This window comes from uncultured Limimaricola sp., assembly GCF_964022235.1.
Taxonomy (GTDB): domain Bacteria; phylum Pseudomonadota; class Alphaproteobacteria; order Rhodobacterales; family Rhodobacteraceae; genus Limimaricola.
Genome location: NZ_CAXHZL010000003.1, coordinates 1 through 17,009 on the forward strand (window position 1 = coordinate 1; position 17,009 = coordinate 17,009).

General features: G+C 66.6%; 18 protein-coding genes. 9 read left to right on the forward strand and 9 right to left on the reverse strand.

Annotated features, from left to right (window positions below; translation table 11 throughout):
• Both ndhC and AADJ02_RS04670 read right to left on the reverse strand, forming a co-directional pair.
• The coding region (ndhC, locus tag AADJ02_RS04665; protein WP_341211835.1) for an NADH-quinone oxidoreductase subunit A at positions 1-242 on the reverse strand (242 nt) is incomplete at its 3' end.
• 113 nt (positions 243-355) lie between these two features.
• Positions 356-769, reverse strand: coding sequence for a DUF1622 domain-containing protein (locus tag AADJ02_RS04670; RefSeq protein WP_341211836.1), 414 nt, complete (start codon positions 767-769; stop codon positions 356-358).
• A gap of 109 nt (positions 770-878) precedes the next feature.
• On the opposite strand from AADJ02_RS04670, the gene AADJ02_RS04675 reads away from it, so the two are divergent.
• Positions 879-1,346, forward strand: a complete 468-nt coding sequence (locus tag AADJ02_RS04675) for a CreA family protein (RefSeq protein WP_341211837.1) — start codon at positions 879-881, stop codon at positions 1,344-1,346.
• Positions 1,347-1,389: 43 nt separating this feature from the next.
• On the opposite strand, the gene AADJ02_RS04680 is transcribed toward AADJ02_RS04675, so the two are convergent.
• Positions 1,390-2,049, reverse strand: coding sequence for an HAD-IA family hydrolase (locus tag AADJ02_RS04680; protein ID WP_341211838.1), 660 nt, complete (start codon positions 2,047-2,049; stop codon positions 1,390-1,392).
• 114 nt (positions 2,050-2,163) lie between these two features.
• Between AADJ02_RS04680 and glmU the strand changes: the two genes are divergently transcribed.
• Together glmU and glmS are read left to right on the forward strand one after the other, a co-directional pair.
• Positions 2,164-3,516: a bifunctional UDP-N-acetylglucosamine diphosphorylase/glucosamine-1-phosphate N-acetyltransferase GlmU gene (gene glmU / locus AADJ02_RS04685; RefSeq protein WP_341211839.1), complete on the forward strand. Its 1,353-nt coding sequence runs from the start codon at positions 2,164-2,166 to the stop codon at positions 3,514-3,516.
• A gap of 1 nt (position 3,517) precedes the next feature.
• Complete coding sequence (glmS, locus tag AADJ02_RS04690; RefSeq protein ID WP_341211840.1) at positions 3,518-5,338, forward strand: glutamine--fructose-6-phosphate transaminase (isomerizing); 1,821 nt, start codon at positions 3,518-3,520, stop codon at positions 5,336-5,338.
• 68 nt (positions 5,339-5,406) lie between these two features.
• On the opposite strand, the gene AADJ02_RS04695 is transcribed toward glmS, so the two are convergent.
• The gene (locus AADJ02_RS04695; protein ID WP_341211841.1) at positions 5,407-5,901 is read right to left on the reverse strand and encodes a D-galactarate dehydratase; all 495 of its coding nucleotides are present in this window, start codon (positions 5,899-5,901) and stop codon (positions 5,407-5,409) included.
• A 129-nt stretch (positions 5,902-6,030) separates the two neighbouring features.
• Between AADJ02_RS04695 and moaA the strand changes: the two genes are divergently transcribed.
• The 4 genes from moaA to AADJ02_RS04715 are packed head-to-tail and all read left to right on the forward strand — an operon-like array spanning position 6,031 to position 9,927.
• Positions 6,031-7,059: a GTP 3',8-cyclase MoaA gene (moaA, locus tag AADJ02_RS04700; protein WP_341211842.1), complete on the forward strand. Its 1,029-nt coding sequence runs from the start codon at positions 6,031-6,033 to the stop codon at positions 7,057-7,059.
• Positions 7,056-8,330, forward strand: coding sequence for a glycosyltransferase N-terminal domain-containing protein (locus tag AADJ02_RS04705; protein ID WP_341211843.1), 1,275 nt, complete (start codon positions 7,056-7,058; stop codon positions 8,328-8,330). The genes moaA and AADJ02_RS04705 overlap by 4 nt, the downstream gene beginning before the upstream one ends.
• A complete protein-coding gene (locus AADJ02_RS04710; RefSeq protein ID WP_341211844.1) occupies positions 8,327-9,316 on the forward strand; it encodes a polysaccharide pyruvyl transferase family protein in 990 nt (329 codons plus the stop codon). Before AADJ02_RS04705 ends, AADJ02_RS04710 begins: the two co-directional genes overlap by 4 nt.
• Complete coding sequence (locus AADJ02_RS04715) at positions 9,313-9,927, forward strand: glycosyltransferase family 29 protein (protein WP_341211845.1); 615 nt, start codon at positions 9,313-9,315, stop codon at positions 9,925-9,927. Before AADJ02_RS04710 ends, AADJ02_RS04715 begins: the two co-directional genes overlap by 4 nt.
• A gap of 2 nt (positions 9,928-9,929) precedes the next feature.
• Here the strand turns inward: AADJ02_RS04715 and AADJ02_RS04720 are convergent, their stop codons facing one another.
• The 3 genes from AADJ02_RS04720 to AADJ02_RS04730 form a co-directional block, all read right to left on the reverse strand.
• Positions 9,930-11,093, reverse strand: a complete 1,164-nt coding sequence (locus AADJ02_RS04720; protein WP_341211846.1) for a M20 aminoacylase family protein — start codon at positions 11,091-11,093, stop codon at positions 9,930-9,932.
• A gap of 89 nt (positions 11,094-11,182) precedes the next feature.
• Positions 11,183-11,986 (reverse strand): glycosyl transferase, encoded by an 804-nt coding sequence (locus AADJ02_RS04725; RefSeq protein WP_341211847.1) that lies wholly within the window; start codon positions 11,984-11,986, stop codon positions 11,183-11,185.
• Between the two features lie 88 nt (positions 11,987-12,074).
• Positions 12,075-13,346 (reverse strand): DUF3422 domain-containing protein, encoded by a 1,272-nt coding sequence (locus AADJ02_RS04730; protein ID WP_341211848.1) that lies wholly within the window; start codon positions 13,344-13,346, stop codon positions 12,075-12,077.
• Between the two features lie 184 nt (positions 13,347-13,530).
• Here AADJ02_RS04730 and AADJ02_RS04735 point away from each other — a divergent pair, with 184 nt between their 5' ends.
• On the forward strand, positions 13,531-14,535 hold the full coding sequence (locus AADJ02_RS04735; protein ID WP_341211849.1) for an LLM class flavin-dependent oxidoreductase: 1,005 nt from the start codon (positions 13,531-13,533) through the stop codon (positions 14,533-14,535).
• Between the two features lie 81 nt (positions 14,536-14,616).
• Here the strand turns inward: AADJ02_RS04735 and AADJ02_RS04740 are convergent, their stop codons facing one another.
• Positions 14,617-15,786: a type III PLP-dependent enzyme gene (locus AADJ02_RS04740; protein ID WP_341211850.1), complete on the reverse strand. Its 1,170-nt coding sequence runs from the start codon at positions 15,784-15,786 to the stop codon at positions 14,617-14,619.
• Between the two features lie 285 nt (positions 15,787-16,071).
• On the opposite strand from AADJ02_RS04740, the gene AADJ02_RS04745 reads away from it, so the two are divergent.
• Entirely contained in the window at positions 16,072-16,620 is a 549-nt protein-coding gene (locus tag AADJ02_RS04745) for a pseudouridine synthase (RefSeq protein WP_341211851.1), read from the forward strand.
• Positions 16,621-16,628: 8 nt separating this feature from the next.
• On the opposite strand, the gene AADJ02_RS04750 is transcribed toward AADJ02_RS04745, so the two are convergent.
• Positions 16,629-16,985, reverse strand: coding sequence for a VOC family protein (locus tag AADJ02_RS04750; protein ID WP_341211852.1), 357 nt, complete (start codon positions 16,983-16,985; stop codon positions 16,629-16,631).
• Positions 16,986-17,009: the final 24 nt, after the last annotated feature.

Consider the following 17,009-nt stretch of genomic DNA (forward strand, 5'->3'; position numbering starts at 1 on the left):
AACAGGAAGGCGACCTCGAGGTCGAAGATGATGAACAGGATCGAGACGAGATAGAACCGTACGTCGAACTTCATCCGCGCGTCGTCAAAGGCGTTGAAGCCGCATTCATAGGCCGACACCTTCTCGGGGTCGGGCCTGCGCACGGCGAGCACGACGGCCGCGAGGATCAGGATCGCGCCCAGTGCAATGGCCAGGCCAAGGAAGATCAGGATCGGAAGGTATTCCGCAAGAAGCAGTTCCACGTCGGGTCCTTTCACGCGGGAGCTGTCGGTCGTTGCGCGATCCATAAACCCCGGTCAGGGAAGGGTCAACCGAGCCCGAGGCTTTGCCGATGCGTCCGAAGCGCACAACAGCCTCAATCTCCGACCGGATCCTCGCGCAGTTCGTGCTTCACCTGCTCGAGTTCGCGGTCGAGGAAAAACGAAATCAGCGACCGGATGACCACCAGCAGCCCCAGGAACATCAGATCGGCAAAGGCGAGGCTGAGAGCGGTGTGGATGATGTCCGACACGATGAACAGCTCGAGCCCCGCGAGGATGTAGCGCCCGAGCTCGATCCGCTCGGTGTTGGTGCCGCGCACGCGCGCCTTGGCGTCGCGTCGCGTCTCGGCATGCACAACGCCGGCGATGAATCGCACCGCGCCCACGAGCAGCAACGCGATGGCAAACAGATCGATGATCGCCGAGACCCATTCGAGCCCGCTCACCAGCCAGCCGAGATGCTCATGCAGGACGCCGCTTTCCGCCCCGAACTCCCAGATCGATCCCATCGCTGTCCCCCGCTTTGTCTGGGGCCATCATCTGGGCCACCCCCGCATCGGGTCAACCAACGCGGATCACCCGAGGGGAACCCCTGCTTCGCGGCTGCGTTGGCCGCGCATGACACACACACTCCGCCTTGCCGCACTTGCCCTCGCCCTCCTCCCCGCAGCCCTGCATGCCGATGTTGTCGGCAAGGTCGGGGTCGACTGGGTCGGCAACGACATTATCGTCGAGGCGATTCCCGATCCCAAGGTCGATGGCGTCACCTGCCACATCGCCTATTTCGAGCGATCCGTGATCGACCGTCTTAGCCAGGGCAACTGGTTCGAGGATCCGTCAAATGCGTCGATCGACTGCCGCCAGACCGGCCCGATCACACTTGGCGAGATTGACCGCTCGCGCGATGGCGAATCCGTGTTTCGCGAAAGCCGTTCGATCATCCTGAAATCGCTGCGGATCACCCGCATCTATGACGAAGCGAACCAAGTCCTGATCTATCTCGCGCACGGCAGCGAGTTGACCCAAGGCTCGGCCAAGATGTCGCTTTCGACAATCCCGCTCTATGACACAGGCGCTGTGGAGTAAGGCGCGGCTTTTCTGCGCGCGCCTTTATGGCCCGACACGGCTATCAGCCGAGAGCCTGCACCGCTGCCACCAGCTCGTCATAATGGCCGATCAGTGCCTCGGGGTGCAGATCGGCCGTGCGGTGCCCGTTCGGGCCGAACCGCACGAGAATCGACGGCACGCCCGCGGCACGCGCGGTGGTACGATCGGTTTCGGTGTCTCCGACCAGCACGCAATAGGCCGGATCGCCGCCTGCCCGACGTACTGTCTCACGCAGGCATTCGGGATCGGGCTTGCGCATCTTGAGCGTGTCGGCCCCGATCAGGCAGGCGAAATGCTCGCGCACGCCCAGCTTTGCCAGCAGTTTTTCAGCCAATGCCTCGGGCTTGTTGGTACAGATCGCCACCGGATGACCCAGCCGCTTGAGTTCCGCGATCGCCTCCATCGCACCTGGGAACAGGGTCGAGTGCCGGTCGATCTCGTCGTCATAATAGGCAAGCAGACGTGGATATTGCCGGTCGACTTCGGCTTCCTCGACCTCGCCCACGCGCGACAAACCCAGCCTGAGCATGGCACGCGCGCCGTGCATGGCCGTGGCGGCATCCTCTCGAGGGTCGAGCAATGCCCCGAGGCCAAGATCTGCAAAGCAGCGGTTGGCAGCAGCGATGAGGTCGCCACTGGTCTCGGCGAGGGTGCCGTCGAGGTCGAAGATCACGGCGCGCATGGGCGACTCTCCTGTAACGAAGCGTTGTGGGAATTGATCCAAACAATGGGCGGTCGGGCTTGTGCCTCAAGATGCGGCTAGTAGAAGTCGCATCAAGCAACAAGAGGGGCAGCAATGGCCACGACACTGATCGTCTTGGCCGCGGGCAAAGGCACGCGGATGAACTCGGACCTACCCAAGGTCCTGCACGAGATCGGCCAATCGCCGCTTTTACACCACGCGATGGCAGCGGGCATGACCCTTGAGCCCGAGCGCATGATCGTCGTTGCAGGACATGACGCCGAAGCGGTCGAACGCGCCGCCACGGCGTATGACGAAGGCATCGTGACCGTTCGCCAACAGACGCAGGAGGGCACTGGCCACGCCGTACAACAGGCGCGCACCGCTCTAGAAGGTTTCTCCGGAAATGCCATCGTGCTCTACGGCGACACGCCCTTCATCCGGCCCGAGACGCTCGAAGCGATGCTTGCAGCCCGTGCCCGCGCCGATGTCGTGGTGTTGGGTTTCGAAGCCACCGATCCGGGCCGCTATGGAAGGTTGGTGACGACAGGCGACAGCCTCGACCGCATCGTCGAGTTCAAGGATGCCGACGCGGAGATCCGCGCCATCACCCTGTGCAATTCCGGCGTGATCGCGGCGGATTGCGAAACGCTGTTCAAGCTGCTCGACCAGGTGACCAACGACAATGCTTCGGGCGAGTATTACCTCACCGACATCGTCGGTCTCGCGCGCGAGGCAGGTCTCAAGGCCGAAGTGGTGCGTTGCGAGGAAGCCGAGACGCTTGGCATCAACACCCGCGCCGAGCTGGCCCGTGCCGAGGCCGCGTTCCAGATCCGTGCCCGCGCCGAGGCGGTCGAAGACGGCGTGACCCTGCTCGCCCCCGACACCGTGACCTTCGCACGCGACACGGTGGTCGGACGTGACACGGTGATCGAACCCAATGTCGTGTTCGGCCCCGGTGTGACGGTAGAGAGCGGTGCCAAGATCCGCGCCTTCAGCCACCTCGAAGGCTGCCACGTATCGCGCGGGGCCACCGTCGGCCCCTTCGCCCGGCTGCGTCCCGGCGCGGAACTGGCTGAAGACGTGCACATCGGCAATTTCGTCGAGATCAAGAACGCGCAGATCGGCACCGGGGCCAAGGTCAACCACCTGACCTATCTCGGCGATGCCGACATCGGCGCGGGCACCAACGTCGGCGCGGGCACCATCACCTGCAACTATGACGGCGTATTCAAGCACCGCACCACCGTGGGCCGCGATGTCTTCATCGGCTCCAACACCATGCTGGTGGCCCCTGTCACGCTCGGCGACGGTGCAATGACCGCGACCAGCACCGTGGTCACGCACAACGTGCCTGCGGGCGACATGGCCGTTGGCCGGACCAAACAGAGCAACAAGCCGGGTTTCGCGACCCGGTTCTTTGACAAGCTGCGCGCCGCCAAGGCCGCCAAGACCAAGGACAACTGAGATGTGCGGAATTGTAGGTGTCTTGGGCAATCACGAGGCTGCCCCTCTACTCGTCGAAGCGCTCGGCCGACTCGAGTATCGCGGCTATGACAGCGCCGGCATCGCCACCGTGCACGAAGGCCATCTCGAGCGCCGTCGCGCGGTGGGCAAGCTGGTGAATCTCTCGGACAAGCTGGTGCGCGAACCGCTGCGCGGCCTCGCCGGCATCGGTCACACCCGCTGGGCCACACACGGCGCACCGACCGAGGCCAATGCGCATCCGCACGCGGGCGCACGCGTCGCCGTGGTACACAACGGCATCATCGAGAACTACCGCGAGCTGCGCGCCGAGCTGGCCGCCGAAGGTATCGGAACCCAAACCGATACCGATACCGAGACCGTGGCGCTGCTGTGCCAGTTGTTCCTCGATCGGCAAATGCCTCCCCGTGAGGCGGCCGCCGCCACCATCGCACGGCTGACCGGCGCCTATGCGCTGTGCTTTCTGTTCGAGGAGGAGCCCGACCTGCTCATCGCCGCGCGTAAGGGCAGCCCGCTGGCCATCGGGCATGGAGAGGGGGAAATGTTCGTCGGCTCCGACGCCATCGCGCTGGGCAATCTGACCGACCGGATCACCTATCTCGACGAGGGCGACCGCGCCGAGGTGACGCGCGCGGGTGCGGTGATCTTCGATGCCGAAGGCCGCGAAGTGACGCGCCCCGAAAAGCGTATCGCGCAGGCGTCGGCACAGGTCGACAAGGCCGGACACAAGCACTTCATGGCCAAGGAAATCGCTGAGCAGCCTCGCGTGTTGGCCGAAGCGCTCAAGCACTACCTGACGCCCGAGGGGCAGATCGCCCTACCTGAGCCGGGCATTGATTTCACCGCCATCGACCGGCTGACGTTGGTGGCTTGTGGCACTGCCTTCTATGCCTGCAACGTCGCCAAATATTGGTTCGAACAGGTCGCACGCCTGCCCGTCGAAATCGACGTCGCCTCGGAGTATCGTTACCGTGAGCCGCCGGTTCCGGCGCGCTCCGCCGCGCTGTTCGTCAGCCAATCGGGCGAGACCGCCGACACGCTGGCGGCGCTGCGTTATGCCAAGGGCAAAGCCGACAGCATCCTGTCGGTGGTGAACGTCACCGAAAGCTCGATTGCACGCGACAGCGACCTCGCGCTGCCGATCCTCGCCGGGGCCGAGATAGGCGTCGCTTCGACCAAGGCCTTCACCTGCCAGCTTCTGGTGCTCGGTGCATTGGCGCTCGAGGCTGCTCGGCAACGCGGCATGCTCGATGAGGCTACCTTTGCGGAGCATGTGAGGGGCCTTCGTGAGTTGCCCGGTTTGCTCCATCAGGGCCTGACTATCGAAGCCGAATGCCAGCGGGTCTCGCGCGGTCTTGCCGAAGCCCGCGACATCCTCTTCCTGGGCCGGGGGCGGATGTTCCCCCTTGCTCTTGAAGGTGCGCTGAAACTCAAGGAAATCAGCTACATCCATGCTGAAGCTTATGCATCTGGCGAGCTCAAGCATGGCCCCATCGCGCTCGTGGACGAGCATGTGCCGGTCATCGTCATGGCGCCGCATGACGAGCTATTCGACAAGACCGTATCGAACATGCAGGAGGTGATGGCGCGAGGTGGCAAGGTGCTGCTGATCACCGACGCCAAGGGGGCGCAGATCGCCGGAGAAGGCGCTTGGGAAGTGATCACCCTGCCCGAGATCGACCCGCTCTGGGCCCCGATCCTCTACGCGGTTCCGGCGCAACTGATCGCCTATCACACGGCAGTGGCCAAGGGCACAGATGTGGATCAGCCACGCAATCTCGCCAAATCCGTCACCGTCGAGTGACATGACAAAGGGGGGGCCAAGCCCCCCCTTCCACGCAGTCTCCGACGTCGCCGATCGCAACCTGTTCGTCAGCCGCGATACACTGTCAGCTCAGGCAGATCGGTCAGCGGCACTTCGAGCAGACGCATCGCGGGCAGGCTGATTTCGCTGCCGGACCCCGATGCTCCGCCCGACGGACGCAGTTCCAACTTCACCGATTTTCCGTTCGCCGCCTCGACGCGGCCTTGCGCCACGCTGCTCACCAGCGGCGTTTCGATCCACAACCCCGGATCGGCAGGCGAGCCCAGCGAGGCTACGGTGGTGCCAAGCCTTTGCTCGCCCGCAGGCTCGGGCGCGGCGGTGGCGGCGGCGCGCTGTTCGGGCGTAGTGGTGTCGAGCGCTTCGGCGCTGGCTCCCCCCGACGGCGCCGGCGGTGGCGGTGCAGACTGCGCCACGGGCTGCGGCGCAGGGGTCTGAGCGGCGGGCGCCGGGGCCTCGACCGGTGCGTTGGCAGGTTGCAGCTCGGCGCAAGCGGCCAGAAGACCAAGCGCAGTGAGGGCGGTGGGGATCATGAGGCGTGTCATGACAGGAAGGATAGCGGGTCGCGCCTCGCGGGCAAGAGCGTGCGCGCATGCGCGATCACCGACACGATCACCGACACGATCACCGGCAGTTTGCTTGCCAACACCCTCCCTCGACCCTACCTTGCCGCCATGACAATCGCACCCGTTCCGCCCCCCGCAGCGCCCCTGATCGACCCCTTTGCGCGGGCGATCCGCTACCTGCGGGTTTCGGTCACCGACCGCTGCGATTTCCGCTGCGTGTACTGCATGTCCGAGAAGATGCAGTTTCTGCCCAAGGCGGAACTCCTGACGCTCGAAGAGCTGGATCGGCTTTGCTCGGCTTTCGTGCGGCTCGGGGTCGAAAAGCTGCGCATCACCGGCGGCGAGCCTCTGGTGCGGCGCAATATCATGGAATTCTTCCGCTCGATGACGCGGCATCTGGAGAGCGGCGCGCTCAAGGAGCTGACGCTGACCACCAACGGCAGCCAGCTCGGGAAATACGCGACCGAGCTTCATGCCGCCGGGGTCCGCCGGATCAACGTCTCGCTCGATACCCTCGACGAGGACAAGTTCGCCCGCGTCACCCGCTGGGGTCGCCTGCCGCAGGTGCTGGATGGGATCGATGCTGCGCTTGCTGCCGGGCTGAAGGTCAAGATCAACACCGTGGCCTTGAAGGGTTTCAACGAGGACGAGCTGTTCACGCTGACCGAGTTCTGCGCCGCGCGCGGGATGGACCTGACCTTCATCGAGGTCATGCCAATGGGCGACATCGGCAATGAGGATCGGATCGGCCAGTATTGGAACCTGCGCGAGCTGCGCGAGACGCTGGCAACGCGGTATTCCCTGCATGATCTGCCCGACCGCACCGGTGGTCCTGCGCGCTACGTCATGCTCGGAGAAACGCGGCAGCGCGTCGGCTTCATCACCCCGATGAGCCATAATTTCTGCGAAAGCTGCAACCGCGTGCGCGTCACCTGCACCGGAGAGATCTACACCTGCCTCGGGCAGGAGGGCCATTCCGATCTGCGCGGGCCACTCCGGGCGAGCGAAGGCGACGCGGGGATCGAGCGCGCGATCCGTGCCGCTATCGCCCTCAAGCCCAAGGGTCACGACTTCGACTATGACCGTCAGGAGGTTTCGGGCCGGGTTAGCCGTCACATGAGCCACACCGGCGGATGAGCAGCGCCCCTTGGGCGCTGCGGCTCTGGCTCGGCGGATCGCGGGCACTGCCGCGCTTGGCCGAGATCGCATTGGCGCGCCGCGTGCATCGCGGCCAAAGCTCCGCCCCTGCCCGTCTTGGCGAACGCTTGGGCCGCGCGACGATAAAGCGGCCCGAAGGCTCTGTCGTCTGGATCAATGCGGCTTCGGTCGGAGAAGTAGCCTCGGTGGCCGATCTCGCGCGCGATCTGATGGCCGAGGGGCATCGCGTTCTCATCACCACGACGACGACAACCGGAGGGTCACGGGCGCGACAAATCGACGGCGTGATGCACCAATACCAACCGCTGGATACCGCCCGCGCGACTGGGCGCTTTCTCGATCATTGGCAGCCCGATCTGGCCTGCTTTGTCGAGGGGGATCTCTGGCCGCGTCTTCTGGCCGAGGCCTCGGCGCGAAACGTCCCCCTCGCCCTGCTCAACGCCCGGCCATCGCGCTCGCGCACCCGCGCGCCCAAGCTCAACGCGGCTTTGCTGTCGCATTTTGACCTCGTGACGGCGCAGACCGATGAGGTGCGCGACGAGATAACCCGCCTTGGAATGCCGCTCGATCGCGTGCTCGCACCGGGTGATCTGAAATCCGCTGCAGCCCCTCTCCCCGCCGACCCTGCGCGACTGACGGCGCTCCGCGCTCGGTTCGACGGCGCGCCGCTCTGGGCCGCCGTGTCGACCCATGCCGGAGACGAGGCCCCGGTGATCGCAGCGCATCTGGAGGCAAGGAAGCGGCATCCGGGCCTCCGGCTCATCCTCGCGCCGCGCCATCCCGACCGGGCCGATGTCTTGGCAACGGCCCTGACCGACGCGGGGCTGTCGGTCGCGCGGGGCGACATGCCGGGCCAGGCCGAGGTCTGGCTCGTCGATCGGCTCGGCGAAACCGGGCTGATCTACCGCCTCGCGCCGCTGGTCTTCCTCGGCGGCTCCTTCGGGCCACAGGGCGGGCACAACCCGTGGGAGGTGGCGGCGCTCGGCGCGGCGCTGCTGCATGGGCCGCGCGTATCCAATGCCGCCCATGCCCATGCTGTCTTGGACAAAGCGGGGGCCGCACGAGAGGTGGCGGACGCGGCGGCGCTCGGCGCGGCGGTGGGCGGGCTGATCGGCTCGGGTCAGCTCTCCGACATGCGCGCGGCGGCGGCCCAGGTCATGACCGATCGCGGGCAAACGCGGCCCCGCACGCTGGCCGCGCTGAGAGGACTGCTTGCACCCGACCCCGTATCCACCGAAGTTGCGCCATGACCCTGCGCGCCGTGATCCTCAACGACACCTCGACCCGCTACCATCACGGCTGTTCGCGGGTGATGCGGCTGCTCGTCGCGGGGTTGGAGCGGCACGGGTTGACCATCACCGCCCGCAGCCCGGCGCGCCACGACTGGGCAGAGAATGCGGGATTTCTCGGCGCGATGCGCGAGACCGATGTCATCGTCATCAACGGCGAAGGCACGCTGCATCACGGCCGTCCCGCAGGCGCACGGCTGCTCGCCGTGGCAAAGCATGCCGCACGCGGAGGCACGCCGCTCGCATTGGTCAATGCACTCTGGCAGGACAATCCTGACGACTGGTCCACGCTTCTGTCCCGGTTCGACCTGATCGCCGCGCGTGACAGTGTCAGCGCCGAGACCATGGCGCAGGCCACGGGGCACGACGTCCGCTGGCTGCCGGACCTGTCGCTTTCCGCCCCGGCGGACATCGCGCCCGCGTCACGCCACGGCGTGATCATCGGCGACAGCGTGAAGCCCGGCCCGCGCCGGGTGCTGGGCCGCGCCGCGCGACAGTATGCCGATGCGACGCTGGTGCCGACCAAGACACTGAGCGGCGGGGTCTGGCGGTTCGCCCCGGCCCGTGCCGCGCTGGCAGCGGCGTGGTTCGGTGGGCTGGGTCTGCCGCCGTTGGAAATGCCCCAAGATGAGCCCGCCTATCTGGAGCGCATCGCCCGCGCCCGGCTGCACCTCACGGGTCGATTTCACGCGGTCTGCCTGTCGATGCTCACCGAGACACCGTTTCTGGCTCTCGGTTCCAACGCTTCCAAGATCGAGCGGCTGCTGGGCGATGCGGGCCTCGGTCCATCGCGGCTTGTCCCCCCCGAGACGCTGTCCAAGCCGCCGCAGGACATGCCCTTCAGCGAGGCCGAGCTGACGGCGATCCGTGCCTTCCGCCAGTTGGCGCAAGGCCGGGCCGAAACGCTCTATGCCGACATCGCGGCGCTGGCCCGGAGGGACAGATGAACAGGATCGTCTTCGAGATTGCAAAGCGGCGCGGCGATGAGGCCCGCCTGTCGCGATTGGGTCTGCCCGAGACGGACCTGCTGTCTCGCCTCGCGGGTCGCCGGGTGGCGCTCGTCGGCAACGCGCGTTCGCTGTCGGACAAGACCCAAGGCGCCGAGATCGACGCCGCCGACATCGTGATCCGCCTCAACGCGGCACCAATGCCGGATCCGGCCTCGCACGGTCGGCGGACCGACTGGCTCGCCATGTCGATCCCGGTGCCCGCCTCCGTCATCGCGGCGCGCGGGCCCGATCTGTTGTTGTGGATGACGCCCAAGCGCAAACGCCTGCCGTGGCGTGTCGCCTGCGCGTCGGGGTTTGCCCTATTGCCCGCCGCCTACGCCGCGACTCTCCGCCAAGATCTTGGCGCACGCCCCACCACGGGAATGCTCACCATCGACCTGCTCGCGCGCTCGGATCTCGCGTCGGCGCGGCTCCATGGCTTTGACTTCTTCGCATCGAAATCGCTCTCGGGTGGTCGCGCGGCCGTCGACGTGCCGCATGACTTCGCCGCCGAGCGTGACCGGGTCGCGGCCTTGATGTCCGCCGACCCGCGCTTCACGCTTGCCTGAGATCAGGCCGCTGGCATCCGGCGTTCGACGATGCCCGCCCACCACGAACAGCCCGCCGGAATTGCCTCGTCGGAAAAGTCGTACTCGGGATGGTGCACCGAGGCCGTGTCGCCATTGCCCACGAGGATGTATGCGCCCGGGCGCTCTTCGAGCATATAGGCGAAATCCTCGCCTCCCATGATCAACGGCGCCTCGGCGCAATCGCCCGAGACGTCCCGCGCGACTTCGGCTGCGAACTCGGTTTCGGCACCGTGGTTGATCATCACCGGGTAGCCCTTGATGTAATTGACCTTGGCCACTGCACCGTAGGCTTGGGCCGTGGCCTCGGCGATGGCGGTCAGCCGCGCTTGGCCCAGCGCCCGAAGTTCGGGCGACATGGTACGCACGGTGCCCTTCATCTGCACCCGCTGGGCGATCACGTTGAAGGCCTTGGACGAGGTCTCGAAGGAGGTCACCGAGACCACCATCTGCTCGGTCGGGTCGGCATTGCGGCTGGCGATGGACTGCAGCGCCAGCACGATGTGCGAGGCCACAAGGGTCGAATCGACGGTCTCGTGCGGCTTGGCCGCGTGGCCGCCCTTGCCTTCGACGGTGATCTCGAACTGGTCGGTCGAAGCGAAGAAGGCGCCGGGCCGGATCGCGAACTGGCCCAGCGGGATGCCCGGCCAGTTGTGCATGCCATAGACCTCCTGAATGCCGAAACGCTCCATCAGCCCGTCTTCGCACATCTCGCGGCCACCGCCGCCGCCTTCTTCGGCGGGCTGGAAGATGACGACGACGGTGCCGTCGAAGTTGCGCGTCTCGGAGAGATACTTGGCCGCGCCCAAGAGCATCGCGGTGTGTCCGTCGTGGCCACAAGCGTGCATCGCGCCCGTTGTCTTCGAGGCATAGGGCTTGCCGGTCTGCTCATGGATCGGCAGCGCGTCCATGTCGGCGCGCAGGCCGATCACGCGGCCCGATCCGGCCTGCTTGCCGCGGATCACCCCGACGACGCCGGTGCGGCCCAACCCCTCGACCACGTCATCGCAGCCGAAGGCCCGCAGCTTTTCGGCCACGAGCGCGGAGGTGCGATGCGTCTCATAGAGGATCTCGGGGTTCTCGTGCAGGTCACGCCGCCACGCGGTGATCTCGGGGAGAAGTTCGGCAAAGCGGTTCTTGATCGGCATGGGGCGTCCTTCGGGGCGGAATCTCGGGTGCGGGATGAGACTGCTCTCAAGCGTGGCGGGGTGCAAGCCAGTGCCCGGCTGCCGCGCCGTCAGGGGCGCCAGTGCTCTTCGACCCAAGGGCTGGGGCGGATGTAGTGTCGCAGATAGCGTAGCGGCCTGTCCTGTCGCACGCCCGAGAACAGACCGCGCAGATGCTCGCTCGCACTGCTTGGCGCATAGGGCGGGTAATGCCCCTCGATCGCATGGGTCGGGTGCAGCCCGCCGGGGAAGATCACGATCCGCGCGTCGGACGGCAGTTTGGGCGGGACCAGATAGTTGAGCGGGAACGGCCTTCGGCAATGCATGCGGAAGTGCCGGACCCACGCGGCGGGAAACAGCTTGGCTCCGCCCGGCGCGTTGCGCGTCACGAAGCGCTGCTCGAAGCGGTACTCGTCGGCGATACCCTGCGGGTCGGCGCGGAATCGCTCCTGCAACGACACCAGCTTGCCCACCGGAAATCGGAACACCGAGGTCTGGCCCAGTTTCTCGAGCGGCGTATTGGGGTTACGCGACAGGATCACGTCGTCTGGATCGCCGTGGGTAAAGAAATCGTCGAGCGATCCGGTGACCACAAGGTCGAGATCCATGAACAAAACCGGCCCACTCAGATCGCCGAGCTTCGGCCCCCAGAGCCGCGCCTTGGGCCAGATGCCCTTGCTGTTCCTGGGCATTTCCACGTCGAGAGGCGGCAGGTCCTGACAATTTACCTCCCCTCGGATACCCTCGCGATTGTCGGTAAAGCAGGTGAAGCTGAAGGGCGGCGTGATGTTGCGCGCGACCATTCCGTAGAGGCGGTTGATGAAGGGCGCGCCGTATTTCGTGCCCCAGTTGATGCAGATCACCTGCTTGATCATCGTCCGCCCCTTTCGCATTTGCCGCCTGTCTAACGCGCGGCAGCGCGCGCGACCAGCCGCCAGAGCTCCGCCGCCGGAGCGCTGGACCTCAGTGCAGCCGCTTGCGAATACGCTGCAGCATCAGCCAGACCAGCGCGACCACCGGCAGCACCAGCGCCGCCGTCAGCGCAGTCTTGTCGACCCCGAGCGGATAGGCCAGCGGGGCGAGCAGATAGGTGGCGAGGCTCACGGCATAGTAGCTGATCGCCACGACGCTGAGCCCCTCGACCGTGTGCTGCAGACGAAGCTGCGCATCGGCGCGGCGATCCATCGAGGACAGCAGGTCCTGATTCTGGGCCGAGCGCTCGACGTCGACCCGCGTGCGAAGCAGATCACCCGCCCGCGCCGCGCGCTCCGACATGGCGGCAAGGCGGCGGTCGGTTGATTCGACCGTGCGCATCGCCGGGTCGAAGCGGCGCATCATGAACTCGGCGAAGGTCTGCCGCCCGCCGAACCGCGCCTCGCGCAACACGCCGATGCGCTGGTTCACCAGCGTCTCGTAGGCCCGCGTCGCGCCCGAGCGAAACCCCGACTGCGCGCGCAGCTTCTCGAGCTCCGCCGAAACCTCGAGCAGCACGGCGAGCGTCGCTGCCGGATCGCCCGGCCCCGCCGCCATCTCGGCGACCAGATCTGACAGGCGCTTCTCAAGCGCGCCGATGCGCGGTCCCATGCCGCGGGCCTGCGCGAGGCCCAGCATCGCCATGGTCTTGTAGGTCTCGATCTCGCACAGGCGCTGCACCACGCGGCCGATGCGTCGCTCGCCGGTGCCGGGGCGGGCAAAGACGGCAAAGCGCATGTGCCCCGCCGGATCGATGCGAAAATCGCCCGCGACGATGAGTTGATCGTCGAGAACCCGGCTGACGGCCATGCTCTCGGCCACGAACCACGCCTCGGCTCGCCGTGCGATCTCGTCCTCTCCCGCCGCAAGCTCCACTCGGATCAGCGCGGATGTGAGCTTTTGGCCCGGCGCGGTGGCGAGCCAGTCGGCGGGAAATCCCGCCAGCCCTTCGCGGAAAGGCGGCTCGGAGGGACCGTCGCTCAGGATCATGTAGGTGGAGAACTCGGTGTGGCTCTCCCACTTGAGCCGGTGCCGCCCAATCTGTCCCGACCAATGCGTGGCGCCGGGCTGCGGATGCGGCGCGCCGAACCAATCGAGCAGCGCCAGCAGATGCGCCCGCTCGGTCTCCATGTCACGCGGCACATCCTCGGCCGGGCCGATGGCCAGAAACGCCGCCTGCCCCGGCGCGCCGAGGCTCGGAAAGGGCCGCGCGTGCAGCTCGTTGGCCAATTCCTGGCGCAGCGGGTGATCGGCAAGGGTCATGGCGGCTCCGGTGGCTAACGTCGGGAGAGGATGACCGGCAGCGCCCCCCCTGTAAACTCCTGAAAAGGTCGCAGGCACAAAGCCTTAGCGCATGCGTTCGCATACCGCGTCCGGGTTGTGCGGGAGGGGTGGTTTTCGCTTGGCCCCGCGCGTCCCATATCCCCTATCGACGCAGGAGCATGACATGCAGAACTTTTCCCTACTCGACCTCGCCCCGGTGACCGAAGACGAAACCCCGGCGCAGGCCCTTGCCCATGCCGCCGACCTTGCGCGGCACGCCGAAACCTTGGGCTATCACCGCTACTGGCTGGCCGAGCACCACAACATGCCGGGCATTGCTTCCGCTGCCACCGCCGTGGTGATCGGTCACGTGGCGCAGGCGACATCGACCATCCGCGTGGGCGCAGGCGGCATCATGCTGCCAAACCACGCGCCGCTGGTCGTGGCCGAACAGTTTGGCACGCTCGACGCGCTGTATCCGGGACGCATCGATCTCGGGCTTGGCCGCGCACCGGGCACGGATGGGGCCACGGCGCAGGCGCTGCGTCGCTACAACCAGTCGGCAGATGCCTTTCCGCAGGATGTGGTGGAGCTGATGGGCTATCTCGATGATGAGCATGGCACCGGTCCGGTGCGCGCGGTGCCGGGCATGGGCTCGCGCCTGCCGGTGTGGATCTTGGGGTCTTCAACCTTCGGGGCCCAGCTCGCAGCCTATCTTGGCCTGCCCTATGCCTTTGCCTCGCACTTTGCGCCGCAGATGCTGGAGCCCGCGATCCAAGCCTACAGAGAGGGCTTCCGCCCCTCCGAGCGGCTCGAGAAGCCATATTTCATGATGGCCGCCGGTCTGCATGCTGCCGATACCGACGAGGAGGCGCGGTATCACCGATCCTCGCAGATCCTGTCGTTCGCGCGGCTGCGCACCGGCACGCCGGGCCGCCTGTCGCGCCCGGTCGAAAGCCTGGCCGACCACGTTCCGGCATCGGCCATCGCGGGCGCCGAGGCCGCGCTTTCGGTCTCGGCCATCGGCAGCCCCGACACGGTGCGCCGCCAGCTGCGCGAGATGATCGACCGCTACCAGCCCGACGAACTTCTGCTCACCGGCATGATGTTCGATGTAGAGGCACGCAAGCGCAGCTTCGAGATCGGCGCGCAGATCCTGTCGGACATGAAAACGCCCGCCATGGCCTGAGGGCCGTGGCGGGCGGCGACCAGTGTGGGAATGCAGCCCCGTGGGTCGTCAGCCGGGCGGTACGAGACCGCCCGGTGTCTCTCAGAGGATCACGACGTCCAGCGGCGGGAAGCCATTGAAGCAAACCGAGGAATAGGTCGAGGTGTAGGCCCCGGTGTTGCGGATCAGCACCCGGTCGCCCGACTTGAGGCTCAGCGGCAGGTTCATTGGGCGCTTCTCGTAGAGCACGTCGGCGCTGTCGCAGGACGGACCCGCGAGGATGCACGGACCGGTGGTCTCGCCGTCATGCGGCGTCACGAACTGGTAGCGGATCGCCTCACCCTCGGTTTCGGCCAGCCCCGAAAAGCGGCCGATCGAGAGATAGACCCAGCGATGCATGTCGCGCTCGGACTTGCGCGAGGTGAGCATCACTTCGCAGGCGATGACACCGGCCTCGGCGACCATGCCGCGGCCCGGCTCGGCCATCACGCGCTCGGCACCCGGGAAGCGGGCCTCGACAAGCGCCATCACGGCGGCGGCGTAGTCGGTCGGGGCCTGGATCTCTTCGCCATAGAAGGCCGGGAAGCCGCCACCAATGTTGAGAAGCTGCAGCCGGTGGCCCGCGTCCTGCGCGGCGGTCCAGATGCGCGACAGCTCGTCGAGCACGGGCACCCACATTTCGGCGTGGCGGGTCTGGGAGCCGACGTGGAACGAGAAGCCCAACGGCTCGAGGCCCAGCTCGGTCGCGCGGTCCAGGAGCTGCAGCGCGGTGTCGCGGTCGCAGCCGAACTTGCGGGTCAGCGGCCAGTCGGCCGAGGAGGTCTCGACGATCAGGCGGACATAGACCTGCGCACCGGGGGCGTGCTCGGCGATCTTTTCGAGCTCTTCCTCGGCATCGACCGCGAACATGCGGATGCCGGCGTTGTAGGCAAAGGCGATGTCCGAGACGCGCTTGATGGTGTTGCCGAAGGAGACATGCTCGGGGCGCGCGCCTTGGCTCAGGCACAGCTCGATCTCGCCGCGCGAGGCCGCATCGAAATGCGAGCCGAGCTGCACGAGGCGCTCGATGATCGCGGGATGCGGGTTGGCCTTCACGGCGTAGTGGATGTCGGCACGGCCCAATCCGGCTTTCAGTGCCTCGAACTGGGTTTCCACACGGTCCACGTCGATGACCAGAGTCGGCCGGTCGAACTCGGCCGAAGCGGCATATGCCTCCAGGCGGTTGGCAACAGCGAAGGAAGGGGCGCTGGCGCCCGCGTAATATGCAGTCATGTGCATCTCCGATAGACAGACGGGGGCCCCGTAAGGCCGGCGGTTCCAAGGGAGACGTTACCGTCGCTGCATAAACGCGTGCTGGTCTGTGCGTAGGCCTCCGGATTGGAGACTTGCGTCCAGGCGTGGCCAGAGGCGCGTGCGTTGGCGTCTTGAGGGGGCATTTGGGGCAAAGCCCGAGTCGGATCAAGGGGTAATCTTCAGATAAGCCGAATTTTTTCCCCAGTGGTTTTGCACCTCCCGCCCCCTTGTTCTATAGGGCTTTGGCACTAGTCGGAGGACCCCATGCCGCGTCTCGTCCTGTTCAACAAGCCGATGAACGTGCTGTCGCAGTTCACGGACGCCAAGAGCCCATCGCCGCGCGCGACGCTGTCCGACTTCATCGACCGTCCCGGCGTCTATGCCGCCGGCCGTCTCGACCGCGACAGCGAAGGGCTGATGCTGCTCACCGATGACGGGCGGCTGCAGGCGCGCATCTCCGATCCCCGGCACAAGATGGAAAAGACCTATCTCGTGCAGGTCGAGGGCGCGCCGACCGAGGCCGAGCTCGAGCCGCTGCGCCGAGGCCTGACGCTCAAGGATGGGCCGACACTGCCCGCGCGCGCGCGTCTGGTCGAGGCGCCGGAGCTATGGGAGCGCGACCCTCCGGTGCGGGTGCGCAAGTCGATCCCCGACGCCTGGATCGAGATCGCGATCCGCGAGGGGCGCAACCGGCAGGTCCGGCGCATGACCGCCGCCGCGGGTTTTCCGACGCTGCGGCTGGTGCGCTGGCGCATCGGTGACTGGGCCCTCGACGGGCTGGCCCCGGGGGCATGGCGCGAGATCGACGCCTGAGCTCCTGATCAGCCCGCAGGCTCCCAAAGCTCGACCGGATTGCCCTCGGGGTCGTGGATTCGGGCAAAGCGACCTATCTCGCTGTCCCATTCGTCGCGCCGCTCCACCGCGATGCCCGCCGATTCGAGCTGTGCCACCATCGCGTCGAGATCGGCGACGCGAAAGTTGATCATCCACAGCTGCTCGGCGCGGCCGAAGTAGTCGGTGCCTTGATCAAACGGCATCAGCACGGTCGGCCCCGCCTCCTGCCGCCAGATCGACGGCCCCGGCCCGGCGATGCCAAGGTGGTCGAGATACCATTTGGCGAGCGCCTTCGGGTCGCGCGCCCGAAAAAACATGCCGCCGATGCCCGTGACCTTTTCCATGCCGCCTCCCCCTCTTGCTGTGAG

Coding starts and splice junctions, on each gene's coding strand:
- AADJ02_RS04670 (WP_341211836.1), bottom strand. CDS start 769: ATGGGATCGATCTGGGAGTTCGGGGCGGAAAGCGGCGTCCTGCATGAG.
- AADJ02_RS04675 (WP_341211837.1), top strand. CDS start 879: ATGACACACACACTCCGCCTTGCCGCACTTGCCCTCGCCCTCCTCCCC.
- AADJ02_RS04680 (WP_341211838.1), bottom strand. CDS start 2,049: ATGCGCGCCGTGATCTTCGACCTCGACGGCACCCTCGCCGAGACCAGT.
- glmU (WP_341211839.1), top strand. CDS start 2,164: ATGGCCACGACACTGATCGTCTTGGCCGCGGGCAAAGGCACGCGGATG.
- glmS (WP_341211840.1), top strand. CDS start 3,518: ATGTGCGGAATTGTAGGTGTCTTGGGCAATCACGAGGCTGCCCCTCTA.
- AADJ02_RS04695 (WP_341211841.1), bottom strand. CDS start 5,901: ATGACACGCCTCATGATCCCCACCGCCCTCACTGCGCTTGGTCTTCTG.
- moaA (WP_341211842.1), top strand. CDS start 6,031: ATGACAATCGCACCCGTTCCGCCCCCCGCAGCGCCCCTGATCGACCCC.
- AADJ02_RS04705 (WP_341211843.1), top strand. CDS start 7,056: ATGAGCAGCGCCCCTTGGGCGCTGCGGCTCTGGCTCGGCGGATCGCGG.
- AADJ02_RS04710 (WP_341211844.1), top strand. CDS start 8,327: ATGACCCTGCGCGCCGTGATCCTCAACGACACCTCGACCCGCTACCAT.
- AADJ02_RS04715 (WP_341211845.1), top strand. CDS start 9,313: ATGAACAGGATCGTCTTCGAGATTGCAAAGCGGCGCGGCGATGAGGCC.
- AADJ02_RS04720 (WP_341211846.1), bottom strand. CDS start 11,093: ATGCCGATCAAGAACCGCTTTGCCGAACTTCTCCCCGAGATCACCGCG.
- AADJ02_RS04725 (WP_341211847.1), bottom strand. CDS start 11,986: ATGATCAAGCAGGTGATCTGCATCAACTGGGGCACGAAATACGGCGCG.
- AADJ02_RS04730 (WP_341211848.1), bottom strand. CDS start 13,346: ATGACCCTTGCCGATCACCCGCTGCGCCAGGAATTGGCCAACGAGCTG.
- AADJ02_RS04735 (WP_341211849.1), top strand. CDS start 13,531: ATGCAGAACTTTTCCCTACTCGACCTCGCCCCGGTGACCGAAGACGAA.
- AADJ02_RS04740 (WP_341211850.1), bottom strand. CDS start 15,786: ATGACTGCATATTACGCGGGCGCCAGCGCCCCTTCCTTCGCTGTTGCC.
- AADJ02_RS04745 (WP_341211851.1), top strand. CDS start 16,072: ATGCCGCGTCTCGTCCTGTTCAACAAGCCGATGAACGTGCTGTCGCAG.
- AADJ02_RS04750 (WP_341211852.1), bottom strand. CDS start 16,985: ATGGAAAAGGTCACGGGCATCGGCGGCATGTTTTTTCGGGCGCGCGAC.